Below are 25,399 nucleotides of genomic sequence, written 5' to 3' on the forward strand. Positions count from 1 at the left end.
AGCGCGCCCCACCGGGGATAAATACAGTTATTGCCCGCAGTGACGGGCATCAAGGAGAGGTGTGTGAGGCAATTGCCGAGGATCTTGCTACTGACCGGCGCAATAATCGTCGTTATTATTGCGCTGATAGTCAGCGGCCTGCGTCTGGCGATGCCGCATATCAACAGCTGGCGCACGCCTCTGCTGCAGCGCCTTTCCAGCGCTATCGACATGCCGGTAGAAGCCGCTTCCCTTAACGGGCGTTGGGAGAATTTCGGCCCGGTGCTGGAAATCAAAGCCCTTAATATCGGCCTGAAGGACGGCGGCTCGCTGAAGGTCGATCGCGTTTCGCTGGCCTTTGACGTCTGGCAATCGCTGCTGCATCTGCGCCCGCAGTTTCGCAATCTCGTCTTCTGGCGACTGGATCTCGTCACCAATACGCCGCTCACCGCCGGCGACAGCGGCAAAGTAGAGCTCAAGCCGGGCCAGTTCAGCGATCTCTTTCTGCGTCAGTTTGACCACTTCGATTTGCAACAAAGCCAGATCAGTTTTCTGACGCTTTCCGGGCAGCGCGCCAGGCTGGATATGCCGCAGCTTACCTGGCTGAACGAAAAAAACCGTCACCGTGCGGAAGGGCTGGTCAGTTTGTCCAGCTTTACCGGCCAGCACGGCGTGGTACAGGTGCGTCTCGATCTCAGCGACACCAATGGCTATCTCGATACCGGGCGCGCCTGGATGCAGGCGGACGATGTGGATGTCAAACCCTGGCTGGGCCAGTGGATGCAGGACAACACCACGCTGAAAAGCGCCCGCTTCTCGCTGGCTGCCTGGATGAGCCTTGAAAACGGCGAAATCCACAGCGGCGATATCTTATTAAAGAAAGGCGGCGCGGAATGGCAGGGCGAAAACGAGGCACACCACTTCACCGTGGATAACCTCGCCGCCCATATCAGCCGCGTTGAGCAGGGCTGGCGTGCCGAAATGCCGCGAACCAGCCTGCATACCGACGGCATAGCCTGGCCAAAAGGGCGGGTATCGCTGCTCTGGCTGCCGCAACGTTCGTCCAGCCCGGAAGAGCTACGCATACGCGCCACCCATCTGGCGCTTGAGCGTATCGATGCGCTGCTGCCGCTGTTTTCCAAAGTGACGCCGACGCTGCTGACTAACTGGCGCACGCTGCAGCCGCACGGCGAAGTTCAGGCGCTGGCCGCCGATATTCCTTTACAGCAGCCGGAGAAAACCCGCTTTCAGGCCCGCTGGCAAAATCTGAGCTGGCAGCACTGGGAGCTGCTGCCGGGAATGCAGCATTTTAGCGGCTCGCTTACCGGCAGCGTCACGGACGGCAAGCTGAATTTCAGGCTGAAAGATGCCTCGCTGCCCGATGGCACCATGTTCCGCGCGCCGCTGCAAATCGCGCAGGCCAGCGGCGCCTTCAGCTGGCGGAGCGACGAGCAGGGCGTCACGCTGGCCGGACGGGATCTGGATGTGCAGGCGCGCTCGCTGTGGGCGAAGGGCGACTTCACCTGGGCGCAGGTCAAAGAGCAGGCGCCGCGGCTGGATATTCTGGCCGGCATTAACCTGACCGATGCGGCAGACGCCTGGCGCTACTTCCCGGAACCGCTGATGGGCACCAAACTGGTCGACTATCTCAGCGGCGCCATCAAAGGCGGGCAGGCGCAAAACGCCACGCTGCTGTTTGCGGGCAATCCCCAGCTTTTCCCTTTCAAACACAACGACGGTATGTTCCAGGTTTGGGTGCCGCTGCGTCAGGCGACCTATCGCTTCCAGCCCGGCTGGCCGGATCTGGAAAAGCTGGATATCAACTTGAACTTTATCAACGACGGCCTGTTTATGAAGGCGGATCGGGCAATGCTGGGCAACGTGCAGGGCAAAAACGTTGCCGCCGTTATTCCTGACTATATGAAAGAAAAGCTGATTATCGACAGCGATATCAGCGGGGCGGGCACGGAAATCGGCCGCTACTTTAACCAGACGCCGCTGAAGCCAACGCTGGGCGCGGCGCTGGACGAGCTACAGATCGGTGGCGATGTAAGCGGTCGCTTACATTTGAATATCCCGCTGGATGGGCAGGAAGTTAAAGCCAGCGGCGATGTGGCTCTGCATAATAATTCGCTGTTTATTAAACCGCTTAACAGCACCATCAAACAGCTGAGCGGCCGCTTCACTTACGACAACGGCAATCTGCAAAGCGAGCCGCTGACCGCCAGCTGGTTCGGGCAGCCGATGGGCGTCACGTTTACTACCCAGGAAGGCGAAAAGCATTACGCTATCGGCGTCGATCTTAAAGGCGACTGGCAGCCGGGCAAAATCGACGCGGTGCCGAAGGCGCTGCGCGAAAAACTGAACGGCAGCGCCAGCTGGCAAAGCGCGGTCGCCATTACGCTGCCGCACGGCGGAGGCGCGAACTACAAGGTCTCGCTGACCGGCGATCTGAAAAATGTAAGCAGTAACTTACCTTCGCCGCTGGATAAAGAGCGGGCTGCGCCGATGCCGATCCGCGTTCAGGCGCAGGGCGATCTGTCGGCCTTTACGCTGCATGGCGCGGTAGGTGAAAAGCACCGTTTCAACAGCCGCTGGCTATTGGGTAAGCCACGCGTCGATCGCGGCATCTGGGAAAATGACGCCACGCAAACGCCGCCGCTGCCGGCAACGTCAGGCATGACGCTTAATCTGCCGCCGCTGGATGGTGAAGCCTGGCTGGGGCTGCTGGCGGGCGGCACAGGCGCAGGCGGCGGACAGGCTTATCTGCCGGGCGATATCACGCTGCGCACGCCGGCGCTGACGCTGGGCGGGCAGCGCTGGCACGATCTGGAGGCAACGCTGAGCCAGACGGTAGCGGGCGAAAACGTGGTGCAGGCCAAAGGACGCGAGATCGACGGCAAGTTGGTAATGAGACAGCACGCGCCGTGGCTGGGCCAGCTCAGCTACCTCTATTACAACCCGCAGTGGCCAGCGGCCAGCGGCTCCACGCCGTTTTCCGGCGAGCAGGCCAGCGGAATTGATTTCAGCAGCTGGCCCGCCGTTAATCTGAGCTGCAACGAATGCTGGCTGCGCGGCCAGCGCTTCGGCCGGATGGCGGCGGATCTGAGCCACACCCGCGATACCTTAAAGCTGCAAAACGGCCTGATCGATATCGGCAGCGCAAAACTGAAGGTGGCAGGCGAATGGGTCAACCAGCCGGGCGCGCAGCGCACGGCGCTGAAAGGCTCGCTCAGCGGCAAAAAAGTTGACGATGCCACCAACTGGTTCGGCATGAATTCGCCGCTGCGGGATGCGCCGTTTAACATCGATTACGATCTTCACTGGCAGGCCGCGCCGTGGCAGCCGTCGGTGGCGACGCTGAGCGGTGTGCTGAAATCGCACATGGGCGCCGGACAAATTGCCGATGTGAATACCGGCCGCGCCGGCCAGCTGCTGCGGCTGGTCAGTTTCGATGCGCTACTGCGCAAGCTGCGCCTTGATTTCACCGACACTTTCAGTCAGGGCTTCTATTTTGATTCCATTAACGGCACTGCCTGGATTGAAAAGGGCGTGCTGCGTACCGATAACCTGCTGGTGGATGGCCTGGAAGCCGACATCGCCATGCAGGGCAAAATCGACCTGGTGAAACGGCAAATCGATATGGAAGCGGTAGTCGCGCCGGAAATTTCCGCGACCGTCGGCGTCGCCGCCGCGTTCGCCGTTAATCCGGTGGTCGGCGCAGCGGTCTTTGCCGCCAGCAAGGCGCTGGCGCCGCTGTGGAATAAGATCTCGGTGCTGCGCTACCATCTTTCCGGGCCGCTCGATAAGCCGCAAATTGACGAAGTGCTGCGCAAGCCGCGAGAAAAGAGCGCGAAGTGAATTTGACGTGACCGGGGAATTGCCTCAGGCTATAGAGATTACGACGCCAGCGGCGACTGGCTCCCAAACAGAGCGAGAATACATGAGTCTGAATCTGGTAAGTGAACAGTTACTAACTGCTAATAATATTAACCAACAGGATCTCTTTTCCCTTCTCGGTCAGCTCTCGGAACGCAAGCTGGACTACGCCGACCTCTATTTTCAGTCCGGCTACCACGAATCCTGGGTGCTGGAAGACAGGATTATCAAAGACGGCTCCTGGAACATCGATCAGGGCGTCGGCGTGCGCGCCATCAGCGGCGAAAAAACGGGCTTCGCCTACGCCGATCAGATCACGCTGAACGCTTTGACGCAAAGCGCCACGGCGGCGCGCAGTATTGTGCGCGAGCAGGGCAACGGCAAATCGCACACGCTGGGCGCGGTAATGAACCGCCCGCTTTACCCAACGGCCGATCCGCTGCAAAGCCTGACCCGTGAAGAGAAAATCGCGCTGCTGCATCGCGTGGATTCTGCGGCGCGTGCGGCGGACAAGCGTGTACAGGAAGTCAGCGCCAGCCTGAGCGGCGTTTACGAGATGGTGCTGGTGGCGGCCACCGACGGCACGCTGGCGGCCGACGTGCGTCCGCTGGTTCGCCTGTCGATAAGCGTGCAGGTTGAGGACAACGGCAAGCGCGAGCGCGGCTCCAGCGGCGGCGGCGGCCGTTTCGGCTACGAATTTTTCCTGGCCGACGAGTCTGGCGAAACCCGCGCGGAAGCCTGGGCGCGTGAAGCGGTGCGGATGGCGCTGGTCAACCTGAGCGCCGTCGCGGCGCCGGCGGGCAGCATTCCGGTGGTGCTGGGCGCGGGCTGGCCTGGCGTGCTGCTGCACGAAGCGGTTGGTCACGGTCTGGAAGGCGACTTCAACCGTCGCGGCACCTCGGTGTTCAGCGGCCAGATTGGCCAGAAAGTGGCGTCCGATCTCTGCACCGTGGTCGATGACGGCACCATCGAAGGCCTGCGCGGGTCGCTGGCGGTGGATGACGAAGGCGTGCCGGGCCAGTACAACGTGCTGATCGAAAACGGCGTGCTGAAAGGCTATATGCAGGACAAGCTGAACGCCCGCCTGATGGGCGTTAAGCCTACCGGCAACGGCCGCCGCGAATCCTATGCGCATCTGCCGATGCCGCGCATGACCAACACCTATATGCTGGCAGGCAAGTCGACGCCGGAAGATATCATCGCCAGCGTCGAGTATGGCCTCTATGCGCCAAACTTCGGCGGCGGTCAGGTGGATATCACCTCCGGGAAATTTGTTTTCTCGACCTCGGAAGCCTATCTGATTGAGAACGGCAAAGTGACCAAACCGGTGAAAGGCGCCACGCTGATCGGTTCCGGTATTGAGGCGATGCAGCAAATCTCGATGGTAGGCAACGACCTCGCGCTGGATAAAGGCGTGGGCGTTTGCGGCAAAGAAGGGCAAAGCCTGCCGGTCGGCGTTGGCCAGCCGACCCTGAAGCTGGATAAGCTGACCGTGGGCGGCACCGCCTGACGGATAGCGACCACGAAAAGGCGAGCCATAGCGGCTCGCCTTTTTTATTTCTGCCGGTACTCCTGGTACACGTCCGCCACCTTATGGAAGTAATCCGTCAGATAATTGATACACACCTGTACCTTCAGCGGCAGCTTGTCCTTCTGCGTATAAACCGCATAAACCGGCCGGGGATCGGACTGATAGTGCGCAAACAGGATTTCAATTTTACCGGCGTTGATCTCGTCGATGATCCACATCAGCGGCACGTAGGCGATGCCCGTTCCGGCCACCAGCCAGCGGATTAGCGTTTGCGAATCGTTGGTGGCGAAGCGTCCCTGCGGCGAAAGGCGAATGGCGAGGCCTTCCGGCGACGTCAGCTCAAAATCGTTGTCGGGCCGCACGCTGTACTCCAGCCAGGAAAAGTTGCCGATATCCGAAGGCTTTTCCGGCGTGCCGTGCTGCACCAGATAGCTTTTGGCGGCGCAGACCACCATCGGCATTGAGCCAAGGCGGCGAGAGAACAGGCTGGAATCGCGCAGCGCGCCAACGCGGATCACCAGATCCAGCCCGTCGGCGATCAGGTCGGGCGCAGGGATGCCGGTCACCAGATTCACCGTCAGGCCAGGATATTCTTTCAGCATCTCGGCGGTCATATTCGCCAGCACGTTCTGCGCCATGGTCGAAGAGCTGCCGATGCGCAGCGTGCCGATCGGCGTATTGTTGAAGGCGTACAGCTGCTCGTGCACCTGCTGCGCTTCCGACATCATCCTGCGGCAGCCCTGGAAATAGATTTTTCCGGCTTCGGTCAGGCCCAGGCTGCGCGTGCTGCGGTTCAGCAGCTTGACCTGTAGCTCATCCTCCAGCTTCGCCACGATCTGGCTGACGGCGGAAACGCTCATTTGCAGATGGTTGGCGGCCGCGGTAAAAGAGCCCAGCTCCACCACACGCGCAAACACGGACATGCCCTTCATTCTTTCCATTATTAACTCTGGCTTAAAAGTGATTTAGATCACATTTGGTAGAAAACAGATAGTCAGCCGCGTTACTATAGCATCGCCGGGTTACCATTCCGTAACTCAACTCGCCGAAATGCTGACGCCTGAATACGCTATTATTCATACAGCGCCGGTTTTTGATAAGACCGTCTGCGGTTAATCTGACATCATCATCCGTAGAGCAGCAGCCACCCTGTCCGGGGCGGCCGTTTTTTTGTGGCGGAGCGCCCGGTAAACCCGACAAGGATAAGAGATGAGCGTGCTTCCGGTTATTGTGATATTTGGGCTCTCCTTCCCGCCCATATTTTTTGAGATTATCGTGTCATTGATGCTGTTCTGGCTGGTGCGTCGTTTGCTTACGCCCACCGGGATCTATGACCTGGTCTGGCATCCTGCGTTATTTAATACAGCACTCTACTGCTGCCTGTTCTACCTGGTTTCCCGATTGTTTGTCTGAGGTCACAGTGAAAGCGTTAACAAGAAAAATTTCCCGGTTTGCCATCACCCTTATCCTGGTGGTCATTGCCGTTGTTGGTATTTTCCACGTCTGGGTTTACTACACAGAATCGCCGTGGACGCGCGACGCAAAATTCACGGCGGACGTGGTCGCTATCGCGCCAGATGTCAGCGGCCTGATCACCGACGTGCGCGTGCGGGATAACCAGCTGGTGAAAAAGGATCAGGTGCTGTTCGTGGTCGATCAGCCGCGCTATCAGCAGGCGCTGAACCAGGCGGAAGCGGACGTGGCCTATTACCAGGCGCTGGTCAGTGAAAAACGCCGTGAGGCAGGCCGCCGCAATCAGCTCGGCGTCTCTGCTATGTCGCGTGAGGCTATCGAGCAGGCCAACAGCGATTACCAGACCACGGAACACCAGCTGGCGAAAGCTGTCGCCACGCGCGATACCGCGAAGCTGGATCTGGAGCGTACCGTGGTCAAAGCGCCGGCGGACGGCTGGATCACTAACCTGAACGTCTATCGCGGCGAATTTATCACGCGCGGCTCTACCGCCGTGGCGCTGGTGCAGCAGCACACCTTCTACGTGCTGGCCTATATGGAAGAAACCAAGCTGGAAGGCGTGCGTCCCGGCTATCGCGTGGAGATCACGCCGCTGGGCAGCAACCGCGTGCTGCAGGGCACCGTTGACAGCGTGGCCGCTGGCGTGACCAACAGCAGCAGCACCGTCGACAGCAAAGGCATGGCGACCATCGATTCCAACCTGGAGTGGGTGCGTCTGGCGCAGCGCGTGCCGGTACGTATTCATCTCGACCAGCAGCAGGGCAATCTTTATCCTGCCGGCACGACGGCAACCGTGATTGTGACGGGCGCTCAGGATCGTCAGCCGCAGGAGATGTCGCCGGCGATGAAGCTGATGCACCGCCTGCGTGAGTTCGGCTAAGCGCCATGTGGTATCAACTGCGGTTTCCGATCAAGCTGACCTTCGCCATTCTGCTGGCGTTGCTGATCGGCTTTCACTTTAATCTGGAAACGCCGCGCTGGGCGGTAATGACCGCCTGTATCGTCGCAGGCGGCACGGCCTTTGCCGCAGGCGGCGATCCTTTCTCCGGCGCGCTGCGCCATCGCGGGATGCTGCGTATTATCGGCACCTTTATCGGCTGCCTGGCCGCGCTGACGATTATGATCGCCACCATCCGCGCGCCGGTGGTGATGCTGCTGCTGTGCTGTCTGTGGGCCGGTTTCTGCGTCTGGCTTTCCTCCTTAATCAAAGTTGAAAACTCCTATGCGCTGGGCCTGGCGGGCTATACGGCGCTGATTATCGTGGTCAGCCTGGACGCTAACGGCTCGGTGCTGCTGGCGCCGCAGTTTGCCGTCGAGCGCTGTAGCGAAATCATTATCGGCATCGTCTGCGCCATTCTGGCCGACATGCTGTTTTCGCCGCGCTCCATCAAACAGGATATCGATCGCGCTATCGACGGGCTGCTGGTGGATCAGTACAAGCTGATGCAGCTTTGCGTGGCGCACGGCGACAAAGAAGAGGTCGACAAAGCCTGGACCGATCTGGTGCGTCGCACCACCGCGCTGAACGGAATGCGTACCCATCTGATGATGGAGTCAGGCCACTGGCAGCGAGCGGACAGGCGACTGCGCGCGTTAAATACGCTGTCGCTGACCTTGATTACCCAGGCCTGCGAAACTTTTCTGATCCAGAATACTCGTCAGGAATATGTGCCGCCGCAGTTTCACCTTTTCTTTGAAAAGCCGGTTGAGAACGTCGCCGATATCCATAAGCGCATGAAAATTATGCGCCGCGTGATCACCGCCAGCGGCAGCAAAAATACGCCGGTCACCGTCAGCAACTGGGTCGGCGCGGCTTCACGCTATTTGCTGCTGCTGAAAGGCATAAAAACCAACAGCAGCATCAGCGGCATGGAAGAAGAAGTGCTGGATGGCGAGCCGGTGGTAAAAATGCGCTCGGCGGAAACGCGCCACGCGCTGATCAACGGCGTGCGCACTTTTGTCGCCACGGCGGTCGGTTCGCTGTTCTGGCTGTGGAGCGGCTGGACATCGGGCAGCGGCGCAATGGTGATGCTCGCGGTGATCACCGCGCTGGCGATGAGGATGCCGAACCCGCTGATGATGGCGAAGGATTTTCTGTACGGCATGATGGTGGCGATCCCCTTAGGGGCGCTCTATTACATGGTGCTGATGCCCGCCACGCAGCAAAGTATGCTGCTGCTCTGCCTCTGCCTGGGCGTGATGGCCTTTATCGGCGGCATCCTTATTCAGCGCCGTCAGATCGGCACGCTGGGCGCGCTGGTCGGCACCATCAATATCCTGACGCTGGACAATCCCATGACCTTTAACGTCAGCGCCTTTCTGGATAACGCGCTCGGTCAGGCGATCGGCTGTTTCCTGGCGCTGCTGGTCATTTTGCTTATTCGCGACACCTCAAAAGCGCGGACCGGACGCACGCTGCTGAACCGCTTTATGTATTCCGCCGTGGCGGCCATGACCACCAATCAGGCCCGCCGTCGCGAGAACCATCTGCCGGCGCTGTACCAGCAGCTGTTTATGTTGCTGAATCTTTTTCCGGGCGATATCAACAAGTTTCGTATCGCGCTGACGTTGATTATCGGACACCAGCGCCTGCGCGATGCCGATATCCCGGTTAACAGCGATCTTTCTGCTTTCCACAAGCAGCTGCGGCATACGGCGGATCGGGTTATTTCGGCAGGCAGCGACGCCAAACGACGCCACTACTTCGAGCGGCTGCTGGCGGAACTGGCTATCTATCAGGAAAAGCTGGTGCATTACGAGGCGCCGCTAAGCGTCACCGAGCCCGTGCAGCGCCTGGCGAGCATGTTGAAAAAATATCAGACCACGCTGCTGCAAATCTGATTAAGAGATCTCCGCTTCTTGCCCTTCTTGCGGCCTGTCATGCAGGCCGCCATCTATACTTATCCCAACGGTAATCCAATGGGAGAACAGTATGAGCAACTCGCTTCAGGACAACGACTTATTTCAGACCGGCTTTTTTATCGACGGTCAGTGGCAGCAGGGCGGCGCAACCTTTGACGTACTGAACCCGGCCACCGGTGAAGTCATTACTCAGGTCGCGCGCGCCGGTAAAGACGAAACCGAACGGGCGATTGCCGCCGCCGCCAAAGCCTTTCCCGCCTGGCGGGCGAAAACCGCTAAAGAGCGTAGCGAAATCCTTTACCGCTGGTATCAGCTGATTATCGACAACAAAGCCTGGCTGGGCAAACTGATGACGGCGGAGCAGGGTAAGCCCGTAAAAGAAGCCGAGGGTGAAGTCGAGTACGCCGCCAGCTTTATTCAGTGGTTTGCCGAGCAGGCAAAGCGCGCTAACGGTGAAATCATTCCGCCGGCCAAAGCGGGATCGCGCATTCTGGCGACGCGCGAACCCATCGGCGTGGTCGCTGCTATTACGCCCTGGAATTTCCCGATGGCGATGCTGACGCGCAAGCTTGGCCCCGCGCTGGCCGCAGGCTGCACCGGCATTATCAAACCCGCTAATAACACGCCGCTGTCGGCTTTTGCTCTGGTGGCGCTGGCGAAAAAAGCGGGCGTGCCGGACGGCGTGCTGAACGCGGTGGCGGGCGATACCAAAGCCATCAGCGAAGCCATTATGGCCAGTTCGACGGTCAGGAAAATCTCTTTCACCGGTTCAACGGAAGTCGGCAAGCTGCTGATGCGTAACGCCGCTGAGACGATGAAAAAAGTGTCGATGGAGCTGGGCGGCAACGCGCCCTATATCGTCTTTGAGGATGCGGATATCGACGCCGCCGTTAAAGGCGCCATCGCCAACAAGTTCCGCAACGCGGGCCAGGTTTGCGTCAGCGTTAACCGCTTCTTTATTCACAACAGCGTTTACGACCGCTTTGTCAGCCAGCTGGCGGAAGAGGTAGGCAAGCTGAAGGTGGGTAACGGCATGGAAGAAGGGGTGATTGTCGGGCCGCTGATTGAGGCTTCTGCCGTAGATAAGGTGGAAGAGCATGTTAAAGACGCCAAAGCGAAAGGCGGCAAGATTGTCGTCGGCGGCGACCGGCACGCGCTCGGCGGCAATTTCTGGCAGCCGACGGTGATTGCCGAAGCCAATGAAAACATGAAGCTGGCCAAAGAGGAAACGTTCGGCCCGGTCGCCGCCTGTTTCCGCTTTGACAGCGAAGAAGAGGTAATCCGCCGCGCCAACGATACCGAATTTGGTCTGGCAGCCTATTTCTATACCCGTGATGTCCAGCGCATCTTCCGCGTAGCGGCGGCGCTGGAAAGCGGCATGATCGGCATCAATGAGTGCGCGGTATCCACCGAGCTGGCGCCTTTTGGCGGCGTGAAAGAGTCCGGGCTGGGACGGGAAGGATCGGTGCTGGGACTGGAAGAGTTTTTAGAGGTCAAAGCCCTGCATATCGGGGGACTGTAACTCACCGGGCGGCCACGCGTCGCCCGACCGTTTTCCTGTGGAGCGGCAGTATGAGAACAGAAATTTTTGATTTTAATGAAATCGTGGATCAGGCGCATTTCTTCCGACAGTTCAGCGATCGTTTTTCACTGGGCGATCGGCTTATTACCGATTTGGACAGCCTGTGGGAAGTGGTGAGCGACAGATCGCTGCCGTTACCGCTGGAGATCGAATTTGTGCATCTTGGCACAGGCCAGAGACGGCGCTACGGCGCGTTGATCCTGCTGTTTGACGAAGCGGAGGAAGAGCTGGAAGGGCAGCTACGATTTAATGTGCGCTGAAACGAAAAAAGGCCCCGGCGAACGGGGCCAAAAGGTTCGTCATATAACCGTCAGGGTAACGGTGACGAGGAATTACTTATACAGCTCGGCGGTGACGTGCCAGGTGTTGTCGTTGCGCGCTTCGATAACGCGATAGGCGCTGGCGCCTTGTTCATCCGCTTTCTGCGACAGCTGCTGACGAATATCCATCGGTGCGCCCGCCACGCCGCCTAATGAAATGGTGCCGGCGGATTGTAGATGCTGCGATTGCTCTGCGTTAACCAGCTGTGCAGCTGAAGCGCCGAAGGAAAGTACGGAGAGCAGGCTTAATACGGCTAAAGTTGTTTTCATGATTTTCTTCCTCATTGTCCTCAACAACCCGCGTCTGAAACCTGTCAGGTCGTCGATATAGCGGCAGGCTTTACGCCTGCCCGTCGCCCATCTTATTTATAAAGTTCTGCGGTCGCGTGATAGTTGCCGTTGTTGTAGGCCTCAATCACCCGATACGATTTCGCGCCCTGTTCGTCGGCTTTCTGTGAAAGCTGCTGACGGATGGTGGTTGGCGCGCCGTCGATGCCGCTAACGCTGATGGTACCCATAGACTGCAGATTTTCGTTGGCAACCTGCTGATCGGTTACCAGGTTGGCAGCGCTGGCGCCGAAAGAGAGAACGGAAGCCAGGCTTAGTGCGGCGATAGTAAATTTCGTGTTCATAACAGATGCTCCAGAAGTAGGGCGATAACCGAAAGGGCTAAAAAACTTTTATTATTCTTGGGGTTATCGTCAGAGTTAGGTTGATTATTTGTACAGCTCAGCCGTAGCGTGATAGTTGCCGTTTAAATAGGCCTCGACCACACGGTAGGCTTTAGCGCCCTGAGCGTCGGCTTTCTGGCTCAGCTGGGCATTGATATCCATAGGGGATGCGCTGACGCCGCTCACGCTAACGGTGCCGATCGATTGCATGTTTTGCGCCTGATCCGCGTTAACAGATTCAGCTGCAAAAGCACCAAAAGAGAGCAGAGAGAGCAGGCTGGCGGCAGCCACGGTAGTTTTTACGTTCATGAAAATTTTCCTCGTCATTATTTTTATCGTGTTGTTAGTGTGATTCACATCACGAAAAGGATTATAGATCTGATAACGTAAAATATTAATAGCAGGCTAATAATGTTTTGTTGCGATATTTAAGCCGTTAACCACTTTTTAATAACGTTCAGTTATAAAAAACGCTTATAAGTTGCTCTGGCTGCGTTAAATATGCGTAAAAACATTGAGATAGATCAATTTAACTATTTGTGCGCTTCTTTGTGGCAGATCACACTGCGAGACGGGAGTCCATAAAGTTTAACGGCGATGTCAGCGCAATAAGCCAGTGGATTATGCTGTTTTTAACGGAGTGGAGAGAGAAAAGACAACGCGCCAACGGTCGCCGGCGCGCGGGGAAAACGATAAAGAACTGCATAAAAACCGGCGGCTTATAGTTCCTGATCGAATAATTTCAGGACGGAATCACGCAGGTGTCTGATGGTAACGTGGCGGGCTGGGGTAATGAAAATCGTGTCGTCACCGGCGATGGTGCCGAGGATGCCTTCGGGCTTGCCCAGCGAGTCCAGCATGCGGGCAATCAGCTGCGCCGCGCCAGGGCTGGTATGGATCACAATCAGCGCGTCATTATAATCGATATCAAGCACCAGATTCTTGAGCGGGCTGCTGGTGGTCGGCACGCCCAGCTCGGCAGGCAGACAGTAAACCATTTCCATTTTGGCGTTGCGCGTGCGCACGGCGCCAAAGCGGGTCAGCATCCGCGAAACCTTGGACTGGTTGATATTATCAAAGCCCTGTTCCTGGAGCGCAGTGACGATCTCGCCCTGCGAGCTAAATTTTTCTTCTTTTAATAAGGCCTTAAACGCCTTAATCAGATCTTCTTGTTTTGCTGGATTACGCATAGTTTTTCGCTAAAGGTCGCAAGAGAATTCCCGGCTGGGATAACTTCTTATTATGCACTTTTTTGCATTTTTATGCAAATTAAGCCTCTTTTTTACACCCTGTTAACGTTCGTTGCCAGATCGCGGCCGTGAAAAATTCGCCTTATTCCGCGACGTCGCGCACAATAAGTGAACAGATTGTTATAAAATTGATGTTGTTTGGCTAAGTATTAACGGTGTAGTGTAACGTTGACCGCGTTGCCTGCAGCCTCGAATGGCCTTACCGGGCATATTGCGGTCAGTCTCTGTCGCTTTATCCTGTATGATGCGCCGTCGTGCATGAGGGTAAATGCTGTCGCTCAGGCCTCGCAGGTCAGATATGCTCATAAGCAAATGATTCCACGGCACTTCCCCCTCAAAATAATAAGGAGTTTAGGATGAAAGTTGCAGTTCTCGGCGCGGCTGGCGGCATTGGCCAGGCCCTTGCTCTTCTGCTTAAAACCCAGCTTCCGGCAGGTTCAGATCTCTCACTGTACGATATCGCTCCCGTGACGCCCGGCGTGGCTGTCGATCTGAGCCACATCCCTACTGCGGTGAAAATCAAAGGCTTTAGCGGTGAAGACGCGACGCCAGCCTTGCAGGGCGCTGACGTAGTCCTGATCTCCGCAGGCGTAGCGCGTAAGCCTGGTATGGACCGCGCAGACCTGTTTAATGTTAACGCCGGTATCGTGCGCAATCTGATTGAGCAGGTCGCCGCTACCTGTCCAAAAGCGCTGATCGGCATCATTACTAACCCCGTTAACACCACCGTGGCTATCGCCGCCGAGGTGCTGAAAAAAGCGGGCGTCTATGACAAGAACAAACTGTTCGGCGTGACCACGCTGGATATTATCCGCTCCAATACCTTTGTCGCCGAGCTGAAGGGCAAAGATCCGGCGGCGCTGAACGTGCCGGTGATTGGCGGCCATTCCGGCGTCACTATCCTGCCGCTGCTGTCGCAGGTGCCGGGCGTAAGCTTTACGGATCAGGAAGTGGCCGATCTGACTAAACGTATCCAGAACGCGGGTACAGAAGTGGTTGAGGCAAAAGCCGGCGGCGGCTCTGCCACGCTGTCAATGGGCCAGGCCGCAGCGAAATTTGGTCTGTCGCTGGTGCGTGCCCTACAGGGTGAAAGCAACGTGGTGGAGTGCGCCTACGTTGAAGGCGACGGCGCGCATGCTCGCTTTTTCGCTCAGCCGCTGCTGCTGGGGAAAAACGGCGTTGCGGAGCGTAAGCCCATCGGCGCTTTAAGTACGTTTGAAGAGCAGGCGCTACAGAACATGCTGGAGACGCTGAAGAAAGATATCGCTCAGGGCGAAGAGTTCGTGAAGTAAGCCACTCAGGGCCAGCTTTCGCTGGCCCTTGCCGTTTAGCTGCCCGGATATTCCAGTACGGTAATTTGCAGCGTCATCTTGCGATCGTTACGCAAAATATCCACATCAATCGCCGTTCCCGGACGGATTTCCGCCACCTGGTCCATGGTTTCCAGCGCGGAAACCGCAGGCTTATGGTTCACGCTGACGATGACGTCGTTCACCTGCAGGCCTGCTTTCGCCGCCGGCCCGCCCTGCGCCACGTTGGTCACCACAATGCCCTGAACGTGATCGATGCTGCCGTTCTGGCCATGCATTTGCGGAATTTCACGTCCGCTGATGCCGATAAACCCACGGATAACGCGGCCGTCGCGGATAAGCTTGTCCATGATTTTCGCCGCCAGCGCGGTAGGGATGGCAAAACCGATGCCTTCCGGCGTTTCGCCATCGTTGCTTTTATCGAACGACAGCGTGTTAATGCCCATCAGTTCGCCCAGTGAGTTAATCAGCGCGCCGCCGGAGTTGCCTTTATTAATAGAGGCATCGGTTTGCAGGAAGTTCTGATAGCGGGAAGGGCTGAGGCCTACGCGGCCGGTCGCGCTGATGATGCCCTGCGTAACCGTCTGGCCAATGTTGTAAGGGTTGCCTATCGCCATCACCAGATCGCCGATATGCGCCACTCGCTTAGGATTAACAGGAATAACCGGCAGGCCGGAAGCGGTGATCTTCAGCACGGCCAGATCGGTCAGGCTGTCCGAGCCTACCAGCATGGCTTCAAAAATTCGGCCATCCTGCAGCGCGACGATAATCTGATCGGCATCGTTAATCACATGCTTGTTGGTCAGGATATAGCCCCGCCCGTCCATAATCACGCCCGAGCCCAGCGTGCGGATTTCCAGGTTATGGGCCGACGCGTTGGCGCTGCGATTATAGACGTTCACCACCGCAGGCGCGGCGCGGCGCACGGCGTCGTTATAGCTGACGGGCTTCTGGCTGGCGCTGTCATCTTTTAGCGTAAAAAAATTATTGCCGATGCGCAGCGCGGGCAGCGCGACCAGCAGCAGGCCCGCTACCACCAGGCCAAGAAGCACTGAACGCATAAGTTTAGGAAACATGGCTTTAACTGATGAATGAATAGACGATGGGCAGGATAACATGAGTCGGGCGGACGCGCAGGTGTCCGCCCGAAGTTTTAGCGTAAAAGCAGGTAGAGGCTTTCGCCGTTGCGGATAACATTCAGCGCCAGCAGCGAAGGTTTTGCCGCCAGCTGCTTGCGCAGGTCGGCAAGATTTTCAACGCGGGTGCGGTTAAGCCCGACGATAATATCGTCTTTTTGCAGGCCGAACTGCGCGGCCGGCGTGCCTTTATCGACGCTGTCCACGCTGACGCCTTTGGTGCCGTCTTTCGCCGCGCCGTCGCTCAAGGTCGCGCCCTGTAGCGCAGGGTTCAGCAGCTCTGTGCTGGCGGTTTGGGTGCTGTTATCCAGCTTCACGGTCAGCGTCTGCGGCTTGCCGTCGCGCAACAGGCCTACCTTCACCTCTTTGCCCGGCGCGGTGGTGCCAATTTTCACCCGCAGCGCGGCAAAGCTTTCCACCGGCTTGTCATCCAGCGAGGTAATAATATCGCCCGCTTTGATGCCGGCTTTAGCCGCCGCCGAGCCTGGCAGCACTTCATTGACGAAAGCGCCGCGCTGGGCGTCAACGTTAAAGGCTTTCGCCATCTCCGCCGTCATCTCCGTGCCTTTAATACCCAGCTGGCCGCGTTTCACCTCGCCAAACTCGATCAGCTGCTGCGCCAGATTCATCGCCATATTGCCCGGAATAGCGAAGCCGATACCGATATTGCCGCCGGCAGAAGAGAGAATAGCGGTGTTAATGCCGATCAGTTCGCCGTTAAGATTAACCAGCGCGCCGCCGGAGTTGCCGCGATTGATCGCCGCATCGGTCTGAATAAAGTTTTCCAGCCCTTCCAGATTCAGCCCGCTGCGTCCCAGCGCCGACACGATGCCGGATGTGGCCGTCTGGCCAAGGCCGAACGGATTGCCGATCGCCACCGCGAAGTCGCCGACCTTCAGCTGGTCGGAATCGGCCACTTTCACCTGCGTCAGGCCTTTGGCGCCGCTGACCTGGATCAGCGCGATATCGGTCTGTTCGTCGTGGCCAATAAGCTTAGCGTCAAATTCCCGGCCGTCGCTCAGCTGGACGCTGATTTTATCCGCGCCGTTAACCACATGATTATTGGTAAGGATATAGCCCTTTTCGGCGTTAATGACCACGCCGGACGCCAGGCCTTCAAAAGGCTGGCTGCTGTCGCCGCCGTCCTGACCTTCCTGCCCGAAAAAGCGTTTCAGCTGCTCGGGAATTTCCTGCGTTTGCGTCGGCTGCGTGCCCGCCACGTGGACGCTGACCACCGCAGGCAGCACTTTTTCCAGCATCGGCGCCAGGCTGGGCAGCGGCTGCCCCTGAATTTGTGCCGGCAGCGTGGCCTGCGCCGCCGGAGCTGAACCCATGCTGATACTCAGGGCTAATGCGCTCAACAGTAATGATTTCTTCATCGCTAAGACTCGCAAAAAGTGGGGGAGAGCATCCGGGACGAAGCCAGGACACAAGGGTCAGAAGAGTAAAAAGGGGCGATTAACGCCCCCTTTACCACAGGACGCGTCCGTTCTATTTCTCGTGCGCCGTACGCTCGCCGCGCAGCAGGCCGGTAGCGCTGTCAGGGTAATCACGCGGCATCTGCACCGGCACCTGATCGTTATCCGCTTCCGATTCGGTCAGCTGATAAGCAAACGGATTTTTTTCGCCCGGCAGGTTCGGCAGCAGGTCGTTGGAACCTTTCGCCATATGCTGATAAAGCTGGCGGTAGTCGCGCGCCATATTATCCAGCAGCTCGGCGCTCTGCGCGAAGTGGCTGGTCAGCTCTTCGCGATAATCAGCCAGTTCGGCTTTGGTTTTTTCCAGTTCGTACTGCTGGCTGCGCTGCTCGCGCAGTTTCTTGTTACCAAAACGCATCGCCAGCGCACCGATAATTACTCCCGCTACCAGGCCAATAAGCGCGTATTCCCAGGTCATAATAACTCCCGTGTTGTCTTCATCGTTCCGTAAAAACCTCTGGCCTTATGCCAGTCCGTTAACAGCCACTATAACCGCTAATCTCATGGAAGTGGAATCCTGCGGCTGCATCGCTTAGTGTAGAACGGCCTTTTTTTCGACAATCAATCACCTGACGCACCGAATAATTCAGGGAATGGGAATCTATGCAAACGAAGTCTCCTCTTGCGCTTTACCAACGGGCGCTGGAAAACGGCGAGTATCAACCTGATGATATTCAACGTGAAGCCGTTACCCGCCTGGATGGGATTTATCAGGCGCTGAGCCGGCGCGAACCTGCCGCCGCCGCCCCAACCAAAGGGCTGTTTGGCCGGCTGAATAAGCTAATGGGAAAAGGCAAAAACGAGCCGCAGACGCCTGTTCGCGGCCTCTATATGTGGGGCGGCGTCGGCCGGGGCAAAACCTGGCTGATGGACATGTTTTTTCAGGCAATTCCTGGCGAGCGCAAGCAGCGGCTGCACTTCCATCGCTTTATGTTGCGCGTGCATGAAGAGCTGACGGGCCTTCAGGGCCACAGCGATCCTTTACAGATCGTGGCTGACCGCTTTAAAAGCGAAACGGATCTGCTCTGTTTCGATGAGTTCTTCGTTTCCGATATCACTGATGCCATGCTGCTGGGCACGCTGATGGAGGCGCTGTTCGCCAGAGGGATCACGCTGGTCGCCACCTCTAACATTCCGCCGGACGATCTGTATCGCAACGGCCTGCAGCGGGCACGCTTTCTGCCAGCCATAGAGATGATAAAGCAACACTGTGACGTGATGAATGTGGATGCGGGCATCGACTATCGCCTGCGCACGCTGACGTCTGCCCATCTGTGGATGATGCCGCTGAATGAGGCGACCACGAAAGAGATGGACCGCATGTTTGTTGCGCTGGCCGGCAGCGATCGCAGCGATAAGCCCGTGCTGGAGATCAACCATCGTAAGATGCCGACGCTGGGCGTGGCAGAAGGCGTGGTGGCGATGGATTTCCTGACGCTGTGCGGCGAAGGGCGCAGCCAGCACGACTATATTGAGCTGTCGCGCCGTTTTCACAGCGTGCTGCTGTTTAACGTGCCGGTGATGATCTACAAAACCGAAGACCAGGCGCGACGTTTTTTAGCGTTGGTGGATGAGTTTTACGAACGGCATGTTAAGCTGGTCGTCTCGGCGGAGGCTACGCTGTACGAAATCTATCAGGGCGCGCGGCTGAAGTTTGAATATCAGCGCTGCGTTTCGCGGCTGCAGGAGATGCAAAGCGAAGAGTATCTCCGACTGCCGCACCTGCCATGAGTCGTTAAATTTCCCGGCGTCGGGACGCATTTAATTGTAAAAAGGGGTCGCGCTTTGCGGGCGACTTCTCTATAATCTTGCGACCCCACGTTACAGCAAAGGTTTTTTTCCCAAAACTCTTTGTGTTCCAGTAACTCTATCCGAAGGGGTGGGCTTGCTGGTCGAGATGGTCGTGTGAGCCTCAACCGTTTATTCAAGCGTTTGGGATTTCACCAACGTGTAACTTAATTTGGGTAAGCTTTTAGATGAAAACTTTTACAGCTAAACCAGAATCCGTCCAACGTGACTGGTATGTTGTTGACGCAACGGGCAAAACTTTAGGTCGTTTAGCGACTGAGCTGGCTCGTCGTCTGCGCGGTAAGCATAAAGCGGAATATACTCCGCACGTAGATACCGGTGATTACATTATCGTTCTGAACGCTGACAAAGTTGCTGTAACCGGCAACAAGCGTACCGATAAGATTTACTATCATCACACTGGCCACATCGGTGGTATCAAGCAAGCGACCTTCGAAGAGATGATTGCTCGCCGTCCTGAGCGTGTGATTGAAATCGCGGTTAAAGGCATGCTGCCAAAGGGCCCGCTGGGTCGTGCTATGTACCGTAAACTGAAAGTTTACGCGGGCAACGAGCACAACCATGCGGCACAGCAACCGCAAGTTCTTGACATTTAATCGGGATTACAGGCAATGGCTGAGAATCAAAACTACGGCACTGGTCGCCGCAAAAGCTCTACCGCTCGCGTATTTATCAAGCCGGGCAGTGGTAACATCGTTATCAACCAGCGTTCTCTGGAACAGTACTTCGGTCGCGAAACTGCCCGCATGGTAGTTCGCCAGCCGCTGGAACTGCTGGACCTGGTCGGTAAATTCGATCTGTACGTCACCGTTAAAGGTGGTGGTATTTCTGGTCAGGCTGGTGCGATCCGTCACGGTATCACCCGCGCGCTGATGGAATATGACGAGTCACTGCGTGGCGAACTGCGTAAAGCAGGCTTCGTTACCCGTGATGCCCGTCAGGTTGAACGTAAGAAAGTCGGTCTGCGTAAAGCACGTCGTCGTCCACAGTTCTCCAAGCGTTAATTTATTCTGCGCTTGCAGAATCGATTATCGAAAAACCCGGTGCCTGCACCGGGTTTTTTCTTGCCTGATTTTCGGCCTGGCTCGTAAAAACGCGACGGGCTCTGTCATTTTCCCGTCAAATCCGTATTCCTGCCCCACAAGCTGGCTAAAATCTGGTAAACTGAGTGACACTTTGTGCCTATTAGCCGGGCGGCTGCACAGACGAAGCGTCGTCCGGGTTAGCCGGGGCAATTTAGCCGTCTGGTCGCCGTGTGGCGGGCTTGCGCAGTAATTTTCTGGATAAACTTGGAGGTTTACATGGCTGTCGCTGCCAACAAACGTTCGGTAATGACGCTGTTTTCTGGTCCGACTGACATTTTTAGCCATCAGGTGCGTATTGTGCTGGCGGAGAAGGGTGTCAGCGTAGAGATCGAGCAGGTAGAAATGGATAGCCTGCCCCAGGATCTGATTGACCTCAATCCGTACCGTACCGTTCCTACGTTAGTCGATCGTGAACTGACGCTGTATGAATCCCGCATCATCATGGAATACCTTGATGAGCGTTTCCCGCATCCGCCGCTGATGCCTGTCTACCCGGTCGCACGTGGCGAAAGCCGCCTGATGATGCATCGCGTCGAGCAGGACTGGTACAGCCTGATGCGTAAAGTGGAAAACGGCACGGCGCAGGAAGCGGAAGCCGCGCGCAAACAGCTGCGCGAAGAGCTGCTGGCGATTGCGCCGCTGTTCTCTCGTACGCCTTTCTTTATGAGCGAAGAATTCAGCCTGGTAGACTGCTACCTGGCGCCGCTGCTGTGGCGTCTGCCGCAGATGGGCATCGAGCTGATCGGCGCCGGCTCGAAAGAGCTGAAAGGCTATATGACGCGCGTGTTCGAACGTGATTCCTTCCTGGCTTCTCTGACGGAAGCAGAACGGGAAATGCGCCTGCATACGCGGGGCTGATATGGAAATGTCGCAACTTACCGCACGTCGTCCCTATCTGCTGCGAGCCTTTTACGAGTGGCTGCTGGACAACCAGCTGACGCCTCATCTGGTGGTGGATATCAACCTCCCCGGCGTGCTGGTGCCGCTGGAGTATGCACGCGACGGTCAAATCGTGCTGAACATTGCGCCTCGTGCCGTAGGCAATCTGGAGCTGGGTAACGACGAGGTGACGTTTAACGCGCGCTTTGGCGGCGTCCCGCGTCAGGTTTCGGTGCCGCTGGCGGCCGTGATGGCTATCTACGCGCGTGAAAACGGCGCGGGCACGATGTTCGAGCCTGAACCGGCCTACGAAGAGGCGGGCGAATATAACCCGGCTACGGCGCAGGATGAGTCACCGGAAACGGTGATGTCGGTTATTGACGGCGATCGCCCTGACGACAGTGGTCAGGATGATGACGGCAATGACGAGCCGCCGCCGCGTGGCGGACGCCCGGCGCTGCGCGTGGTGAAGTAGACGTAACAGCGAAACCGGCCCCGAACAGGGCCGGTTTTTTTATGCCTGGTAATCAACAATAAATTAAATTTCGCTCCAGCATTTTCTGAAAATATTCTCTTTTTTTATCTTGTTGAGAAACGATTATTCAGAAAATAAATTACAGTAGTTTCCTTAATTACTCTTTTCTGTGTTCCTTATGCGTTATTACTTTTATTATTCAATTGATCATTATCAAAAAACAGCAATAAATATTATTTCCTTTAATTAACATTATTGAAATAGACGGAAAGGTTAATTATTGTTTATGTTTTCTGACTGACTCACTGTCAGGTGATTTGTGGCGCGCTAAGGAATACAGCGAATGGAAATAGCCGTAAGCGTAGTTATACCCACCTATAACCGAGAAGCATTGCTGAATAAAACGCTACAGGCGCTGACGCGGCAAACGCTGGATAAACGTTTTTTTGAAGTTATCGTCGTGGATGACGGCGGTAGCGATAATACCGGTCAGCTTTGTCAGGACTATCAGGACTGCCTGAATATTCGCTATTACTGGCAGTACGACAACGGTTTTCGCGCGGGAAAGGCGCGGAACATCGGTATTACGGCGGCGGAAGGCGACTATATCGTGCTGATTGATTCCGGCGTGCTGCTGCGGCAGGACGCGCTGGAAAAGCACCTCGGCATTCATCGGAAAAGCCGCACGCCGGGCGTCTGCATCGGCTACGTCTACGGTTTTGAAATGCCGGACGCCATGCTGGCCGATCTGGATGCTTTTATTCGTGCAGAGGATGTCGGCGCTTCCGTAAACTTTTTTAAAGAGATGAAGGCAGAAGATATTCGACAACAGCAGTATAACGAGCTGGGCTATAATATTTCTTCATGGCCTGCACCCTTTGATATTTTCTGGACGTGCCACGTCTCGGCGGAGCGCCAGGCGCTGATAAAAGCCGGGCTGTTTGATGAGGATTTTAACGGTTGGGGCGGTGAAGATGTGGATTTAGGCGTACGGCTGTTTTTACAAAACAACCGATTTATCGTTGACCGGGAAATATGTTCGGTACACTGCCCGCATCAAAAACAGATTGCGGACCATAAAAACGAATCGGAAATTGCTGGCAAGAAAATTCATCAGAAATATCAGCTCTGGCAGACCGCTTTTTATGGCTGCGATCTGGGCGAAAGCAAGTTTTCGCTAAATAAAGTTATCCGCCACTATGCCGATCAAAACCGGGAAGAAAACGATGCCTTTATACGAAAATATCTCTATCACGCCTGAATCGACCGCTTTTAAACACTGTTCTTCGGTAGCTAAAGGGGTGAGTTTCTCTGGCGAGCCTGATATTACGCTCACCTGGGTAAAAGATAAAACGTACCACAAAGACTATATCGATCTGGCGGATTTTTCCCGCTGCATTTCGCTGGGCGAGGGCGCTTATCTGGAGTCGCTGGACCGGGTAGCCTTTCACTGCGGGCGGGTTAAGCTGACGCTGGTGAAGCGTAACGGCTTTGAGGCGGGGAAAATTATTATCGGTGCCGGCTGCGTGCTGCAGGGAACCGCCATTATCGCCTGGCAGAACGTGACGGTTGAGGATCATGTAACCTTTGGGCCAGGCGTCACGCTGATGGACAGCAGCGGTCATCCGCTGCTTGCTCGCGGGACGGACGACGAGGCGGCGAGAACGCCCGTCAGGCCGGTACTGATCAAGGAACACAGCTGGATCGGCATGAATGCCATTATTCTGCCTGGCGTCACGGTGGGGCGACATGCGGTGATTGGCGCGGGCAGCGTGGTAAGAACCAGCGTCCCGGACTACGCGGTTGCAGCAGGTAATCCCGCTGTCGTGGTGAGATATCTTACGGAAGAGCAGAGAGAAACGGCTGGCTGAGCGGCTGCCCAGCCAGCCGTGGGGATCAATAGACGTCGCGCAGGTAGCGTTTCTCTTTCTTCAGCTGATCGATATAGTCCGCCGCGCGCTCTGCCGACAGGCCGCCGAACTGGGCAATAACCTCGTACAGCGCTTTATCCACATCTTTGGCCATTCGTGACGCATCGCCGCAGACGTAAAAACAGGCGCCTTCCTGTAGCCACGCATACAGCTCCGCGCCCTGTTCCATCATACGGTTCTGCACGTAGATTTTTTTCGCCTGATCGCGCGAGAAGGCCAGATCCAGACGGTTCAACACGCCTTTTTCCTGCCAGTTCAGCAGCTCGTCGCGATAGATAAAGTCATGCTCAAGGCGCTGGTCGCCAAAGAACAGCCAGTTTTTACCTTTAGCGCCGGTTGCCTCACGCTCCTGCAAAAAGGCGCGGAAGGGCGCGATGCCGGTGCCGGGGCCAACCATAATCAGCGGCGTATTGCCGTCTGCGGGAACGCGAAAAGCTTTGTTAGGCGAAATAAAGATCGATGGTTTTTCGCCCCGACCCACGCGTTCCGCCAGATAGGTGGAACAGACGCCGCTGCGCGCGCGACCCGCGCTGTGATAGCGCACCGAAGCGATAGTGAGATGCACCTGGTTTGGATGCGCCTTCGAGCTGGACGAGATGGAATAGGCGCGATGCTGCAACGGACGCAGCAGCGCCACAAACTCAGGAATGCCGATGGAACGCGCCAGCTCCAGCTGCAGCAGATCCAGCGAATCTTTGCCCCACAGCCAGACGCCCATGGCATCTTTATCGTCATGCTGCAGCACGTGACGCAGCTCCTGGTTGGTGGTGTTCTGGCCTACCCACTCAATCAGCTTGCGTGAAGGTTCGGAAATTTCAAACTGATAGGTCAGCAGATCGCCCAGGCTGCGGTCATAGCCGGATACCGGCGTATCGTAGTCTGCCTTCAGCTGTGCCAGCAGCAGGCTAACCAGCGTCGGGTCGTTAACCGGGATAACGCCCAGCGCATCGCCCGCTTCATATTTCAGGCCGCTATCGGTGAGATCGAACTCATAGTGGCGGATATCTTTATCAGAATCCGGCCCCGACAGGCGTCGGTTGGTAACCAGCGCGGCCGCATAAGGATTCTGCTTGTTGCTGCCCGGAATAACCGGCGCTTCGGGACGGTTTTCCAGCGCTTTGCCGCTGCTGCCCGCGCTGGCGGCAAACTGCGGCATAGAGGCGGTCAGCCACTGGTGCGAAGGCTCTTCATAGTCAATATCGCAGTCAATGCGATCGTAAAGACGCTTCGCGCCCAGCTGCTCCAGACGCATATCGATAAATTTACCCGCCTGGCAGAAGCCGTCATAACCGGTATCGCCAATAGCCAGCACGGCGAAGTTCATCTGCTCAAGACGCGGCGCGGTGCTGGCGGAGATAGCCTGCCAGAACAGCTGGGCGTTATCCGGCATTTCGCCTTCGCCATAGGTTGAGGTGATCACCAGCACGTGCCGCATCGAGGCGAAAATCTCAATGTCCACTTCGCCCAGCGCCTGTACCACCGGCACCAGCCCGCTGTCGCGGGCGGCTTTCGCCGCGCTCTGCGCCAGCGCTTCCGCATTGCCGGTTTGCGAGCCGAACAGAATATGCAGCTGCGTGGTGGCCGCCGCGCCGGTGCCGCTGTCGGCCTGCGGGCGCTCTTCCAGCACCAGCAGACGTGAATGTAATCCGGCAAGGAAACCCGCCAGCCAGTATTTCTGCTCGCCGTTAAACGGCGCGTCTTCAGGAATGTAAGGAATTTTCATCTGTTTTCTTTACTCGATCCGTCATA

24 protein-coding genes are annotated in these 25,399 nt (G+C 56.8%); 15 read left to right on the top strand and 9 right to left on the bottom strand.

All coding sequences use genetic code 11. From position 1 onward, the window contains the following. Positions 1-63 precede the first annotated feature (63 nt). Complete coding sequence (yhdP, locus tag AB6T85_RS18775) at positions 64-3,840, top strand: AsmA2 domain-containing protein YhdP (protein ID WP_301250737.1); 3,777 nt, start codon at positions 64-66, stop codon at positions 3,838-3,840. A gap of 82 nt (positions 3,841-3,922) precedes the next feature. Continuing rightward, entirely contained in the window at positions 3,923-5,368 is a 1,446-nt protein-coding gene (gene tldD / locus AB6T85_RS18780; protein ID WP_125287058.1) for a metalloprotease TldD, read from the top strand. Positions 5,369-5,412: 44 nt separating this feature from the next. Here the strand turns inward: tldD and aaeR are convergent, their stop codons facing one another. Further along, positions 5,413-6,330: an HTH-type transcriptional activator AaeR gene (gene aaeR / locus AB6T85_RS18785; RefSeq protein WP_369896360.1), complete on the bottom strand. Its 918-nt coding sequence runs from the start codon at positions 6,328-6,330 to the stop codon at positions 5,413-5,415. 268 nt (positions 6,331-6,598) lie between these two features. Here aaeR and aaeX point away from each other — a divergent pair, with 268 nt between their 5' ends. The 5 genes from aaeX (at position 6,599) to AB6T85_RS18810 (ending at position 11,566) form a co-directional block, all read left to right on the top strand. Then, complete coding sequence (gene aaeX / locus AB6T85_RS18790; RefSeq protein ID WP_034890367.1) at positions 6,599-6,802, top strand: p-hydroxybenzoic acid efflux pump operon protein AaeX; 204 nt, start codon at positions 6,599-6,601, stop codon at positions 6,800-6,802. Between the two features lie 7 nt (positions 6,803-6,809). After that, a complete protein-coding gene (aaeA, locus tag AB6T85_RS18795; protein WP_253457821.1) occupies positions 6,810-7,742 on the top strand; it encodes a p-hydroxybenzoic acid efflux pump subunit AaeA in 933 nt (310 codons plus the stop codon). Between the two features lie 5 nt (positions 7,743-7,747). Continuing rightward, the gene (gene aaeB, locus AB6T85_RS18800) at positions 7,748-9,703 is read left to right on the top strand and encodes a p-hydroxybenzoic acid efflux pump subunit AaeB (RefSeq protein WP_253457823.1); all 1,956 of its coding nucleotides are present in this window, start codon (positions 7,748-7,750) and stop codon (positions 9,701-9,703) included. Between the two features lie 91 nt (positions 9,704-9,794). Next, positions 9,795-11,246, top strand: coding sequence for an NAD-dependent succinate-semialdehyde dehydrogenase (locus AB6T85_RS18805; protein ID WP_301250735.1), 1,452 nt, complete (start codon positions 9,795-9,797; stop codon positions 11,244-11,246). Positions 11,247-11,296: 50 nt separating this feature from the next. After that, complete coding sequence (locus AB6T85_RS18810) at positions 11,297-11,566, top strand: barstar family protein (RefSeq protein ID WP_253457826.1); 270 nt, start codon at positions 11,297-11,299, stop codon at positions 11,564-11,566. A gap of 72 nt (positions 11,567-11,638) precedes the next feature. Here the strand turns inward: AB6T85_RS18810 and yhcN (AB6T85_RS18815) are convergent, their stop codons facing one another. The 4 genes from yhcN (AB6T85_RS18815) to argR all read right to left on the bottom strand — a co-directional run bounded on the left by yhcN (AB6T85_RS18815) (position 11,639) and on the right by argR (position 13,487). Continuing rightward, the gene (gene yhcN / locus AB6T85_RS18815) at positions 11,639-11,896 is read right to left on the bottom strand and encodes a peroxide/acid stress response protein YhcN (RefSeq protein WP_253457828.1); all 258 of its coding nucleotides are present in this window, start codon (positions 11,894-11,896) and stop codon (positions 11,639-11,641) included. Between the two features lie 92 nt (positions 11,897-11,988). Next, positions 11,989-12,258, bottom strand: a complete 270-nt coding sequence (gene yhcN, locus AB6T85_RS18820) for a peroxide/acid stress response protein YhcN (RefSeq protein ID WP_253457830.1) — start codon at positions 12,256-12,258, stop codon at positions 11,989-11,991. Between the two features lie 84 nt (positions 12,259-12,342). Continuing rightward, positions 12,343-12,606, bottom strand: a complete 264-nt coding sequence (yhcN, locus tag AB6T85_RS18825; RefSeq protein WP_253457832.1) for a peroxide/acid stress response protein YhcN — start codon at positions 12,604-12,606, stop codon at positions 12,343-12,345. A 410-nt stretch (positions 12,607-13,016) separates the two neighbouring features. Beyond that, a complete protein-coding gene (argR, locus tag AB6T85_RS18830; RefSeq protein WP_125287067.1) occupies positions 13,017-13,487 on the bottom strand; it encodes a transcriptional regulator ArgR in 471 nt (156 codons plus the stop codon). Positions 13,488-13,903: 416 nt separating this feature from the next. On the opposite strand from argR, the gene mdh reads away from it, so the two are divergent. Then, the gene (mdh, locus tag AB6T85_RS18835; RefSeq protein WP_253457834.1) at positions 13,904-14,839 is read left to right on the top strand and encodes a malate dehydrogenase; all 936 of its coding nucleotides are present in this window, start codon (positions 13,904-13,906) and stop codon (positions 14,837-14,839) included. A gap of 35 nt (positions 14,840-14,874) precedes the next feature. Here the strand turns inward: mdh and degS are convergent, their stop codons facing one another. From degS to zapG, 3 genes are all read right to left on the bottom strand, one after another. Then, entirely contained in the window at positions 14,875-15,933 is a 1,059-nt protein-coding gene (gene degS / locus AB6T85_RS18840; RefSeq protein ID WP_253457837.1) for an outer membrane-stress sensor serine endopeptidase DegS, read from the bottom strand. Positions 15,934-16,010: 77 nt separating this feature from the next. Beyond that, entirely contained in the window at positions 16,011-17,372 is a 1,362-nt protein-coding gene (degQ, locus tag AB6T85_RS18845; RefSeq protein WP_253457839.1) for a serine endoprotease DegQ, read from the bottom strand. 112 nt (positions 17,373-17,484) lie between these two features. Next, positions 17,485-17,889, bottom strand: a complete 405-nt coding sequence (gene zapG / locus AB6T85_RS18850; protein WP_125287071.1) for a Z-ring associated protein ZapG — start codon at positions 17,887-17,889, stop codon at positions 17,485-17,487. A 185-nt stretch (positions 17,890-18,074) separates the two neighbouring features. On the opposite strand from zapG, the gene zapE reads away from it, so the two are divergent. The 7 genes from zapE to AB6T85_RS18885 all read left to right on the top strand — a co-directional run bounded on the left by zapE (position 18,075) and on the right by AB6T85_RS18885 (position 23,590). Beyond that, positions 18,075-19,202, top strand: a complete 1,128-nt coding sequence (gene zapE / locus AB6T85_RS18855; protein WP_369896361.1) for a cell division protein ZapE — start codon at positions 18,075-18,077, stop codon at positions 19,200-19,202. A gap of 245 nt (positions 19,203-19,447) precedes the next feature. Continuing rightward, the gene (rplM, locus tag AB6T85_RS18860; protein ID WP_125287073.1) at positions 19,448-19,876 is read left to right on the top strand and encodes a 50S ribosomal protein L13; all 429 of its coding nucleotides are present in this window, start codon (positions 19,448-19,450) and stop codon (positions 19,874-19,876) included. 15 nt (positions 19,877-19,891) lie between these two features. Then, complete coding sequence (gene rpsI, locus AB6T85_RS18865) at positions 19,892-20,284, top strand: 30S ribosomal protein S9 (RefSeq protein ID WP_125287074.1); 393 nt, start codon at positions 19,892-19,894, stop codon at positions 20,282-20,284. Between the two features lie 297 nt (positions 20,285-20,581). Then, positions 20,582-21,223, top strand: coding sequence for a stringent starvation protein SspA (gene sspA / locus AB6T85_RS18870; RefSeq protein ID WP_125287075.1), 642 nt, complete (start codon positions 20,582-20,584; stop codon positions 21,221-21,223). A 1-nt stretch (position 21,224) separates the two neighbouring features. Then, positions 21,225-21,719: a ClpXP protease specificity-enhancing factor gene (sspB, locus tag AB6T85_RS18875; RefSeq protein ID WP_253457846.1), complete on the top strand. Its 495-nt coding sequence runs from the start codon at positions 21,225-21,227 to the stop codon at positions 21,717-21,719. A 343-nt stretch (positions 21,720-22,062) separates the two neighbouring features. After that, the gene (locus tag AB6T85_RS18880; RefSeq protein ID WP_253457849.1) at positions 22,063-22,980 is read left to right on the top strand and encodes a glycosyltransferase; all 918 of its coding nucleotides are present in this window, start codon (positions 22,063-22,065) and stop codon (positions 22,978-22,980) included. Then, positions 22,946-23,590 (top strand): acyltransferase, encoded by a 645-nt coding sequence (locus AB6T85_RS18885; RefSeq protein WP_369896362.1) that lies wholly within the window; start codon positions 22,946-22,948, stop codon positions 23,588-23,590. Before AB6T85_RS18880 ends, AB6T85_RS18885 begins: the two co-directional genes overlap by 35 nt. A 25-nt stretch (positions 23,591-23,615) precedes the next feature. Here AB6T85_RS18885 and AB6T85_RS18890 read toward each other — a convergent pair whose 3' ends face one another. Next, entirely contained in the window at positions 23,616-25,373 is a 1,758-nt protein-coding gene (locus AB6T85_RS18890; RefSeq protein ID WP_253457853.1) for a sulfite reductase subunit alpha, read from the bottom strand. Positions 25,374-25,399 lie beyond the last annotated feature (26 nt).

This window comes from Erwinia aeris (assembly GCF_041224955.1).
GTDB classification, from domain to species: Bacteria; Pseudomonadota; Gammaproteobacteria; order Enterobacterales; family Enterobacteriaceae; genus Erwinia; species Erwinia aeris.

Bases quoted from the DNA above. Each gene is read 5' to 3' on its own strand.
- tldD (WP_125287058.1), top strand. From the start codon at position 3,923: ATGAGTCTGAATCTGGTAAGTGAACAGTTACTAACTGCTAATAATATT.
- aaeR (WP_369896360.1), bottom strand. From the start codon at position 6,330: ATGGAAAGAATGAAGGGCATGTCCGTGTTTGCGCGTGTGGTGGAGCTG.
- aaeX (WP_034890367.1), top strand. From the start codon at position 6,599: ATGAGCGTGCTTCCGGTTATTGTGATATTTGGGCTCTCCTTCCCGCCC.
- aaeB (WP_253457823.1), top strand. From the start codon at position 7,748: ATGTGGTATCAACTGCGGTTTCCGATCAAGCTGACCTTCGCCATTCTG.
- AB6T85_RS18805 (WP_301250735.1), top strand. From the start codon at position 9,795: ATGAGCAACTCGCTTCAGGACAACGACTTATTTCAGACCGGCTTTTTT.
- AB6T85_RS18810 (WP_253457826.1), top strand. From the start codon at position 11,297: ATGAGAACAGAAATTTTTGATTTTAATGAAATCGTGGATCAGGCGCAT.
- yhcN (WP_253457828.1), bottom strand. From the start codon at position 11,896: ATGAAAACAACTTTAGCCGTATTAAGCCTGCTCTCCGTACTTTCCTTC.
- yhcN (WP_253457830.1), bottom strand. From the start codon at position 12,258: ATGAACACGAAATTTACTATCGCCGCACTAAGCCTGGCTTCCGTTCTC.
- yhcN (WP_253457832.1), bottom strand. From the start codon at position 12,606: ATGAACGTAAAAACTACCGTGGCTGCCGCCAGCCTGCTCTCTCTGCTC.
- argR (WP_125287067.1), bottom strand. From the start codon at position 13,487: ATGCGTAATCCAGCAAAACAAGAAGATCTGATTAAGGCGTTTAAGGCC.
- mdh (WP_253457834.1), top strand. From the start codon at position 13,904: ATGAAAGTTGCAGTTCTCGGCGCGGCTGGCGGCATTGGCCAGGCCCTT.
- degS (WP_253457837.1), bottom strand. From the start codon at position 15,933: ATGTTTCCTAAACTTATGCGTTCAGTGCTTCTTGGCCTGGTGGTAGCG.
- degQ (WP_253457839.1), bottom strand. From the start codon at position 17,372: ATGAAGAAATCATTACTGTTGAGCGCATTAGCCCTGAGTATCAGCATG.
- zapG (WP_125287071.1), bottom strand. From the start codon at position 17,889: ATGACCTGGGAATACGCGCTTATTGGCCTGGTAGCGGGAGTAATTATC.
- zapE (WP_369896361.1), top strand. From the start codon at position 18,075: ATGCAAACGAAGTCTCCTCTTGCGCTTTACCAACGGGCGCTGGAAAAC.
- rplM (WP_125287073.1), top strand. From the start codon at position 19,448: ATGAAAACTTTTACAGCTAAACCAGAATCCGTCCAACGTGACTGGTAT.
- rpsI (WP_125287074.1), top strand. From the start codon at position 19,892: ATGGCTGAGAATCAAAACTACGGCACTGGTCGCCGCAAAAGCTCTACC.
- sspA (WP_125287075.1), top strand. From the start codon at position 20,582: ATGGCTGTCGCTGCCAACAAACGTTCGGTAATGACGCTGTTTTCTGGT.
- sspB (WP_253457846.1), top strand. From the start codon at position 21,225: ATGGAAATGTCGCAACTTACCGCACGTCGTCCCTATCTGCTGCGAGCC.
- AB6T85_RS18880 (WP_253457849.1), top strand. From the start codon at position 22,063: ATGGAAATAGCCGTAAGCGTAGTTATACCCACCTATAACCGAGAAGCA.
- AB6T85_RS18885 (WP_369896362.1), top strand. From the start codon at position 22,946: ATGCCTTTATACGAAAATATCTCTATCACGCCTGAATCGACCGCTTTT.
- AB6T85_RS18890 (WP_253457853.1), bottom strand. From the start codon at position 25,373: ATGAAAATTCCTTACATTCCTGAAGACGCGCCGTTTAACGGCGAGCAG.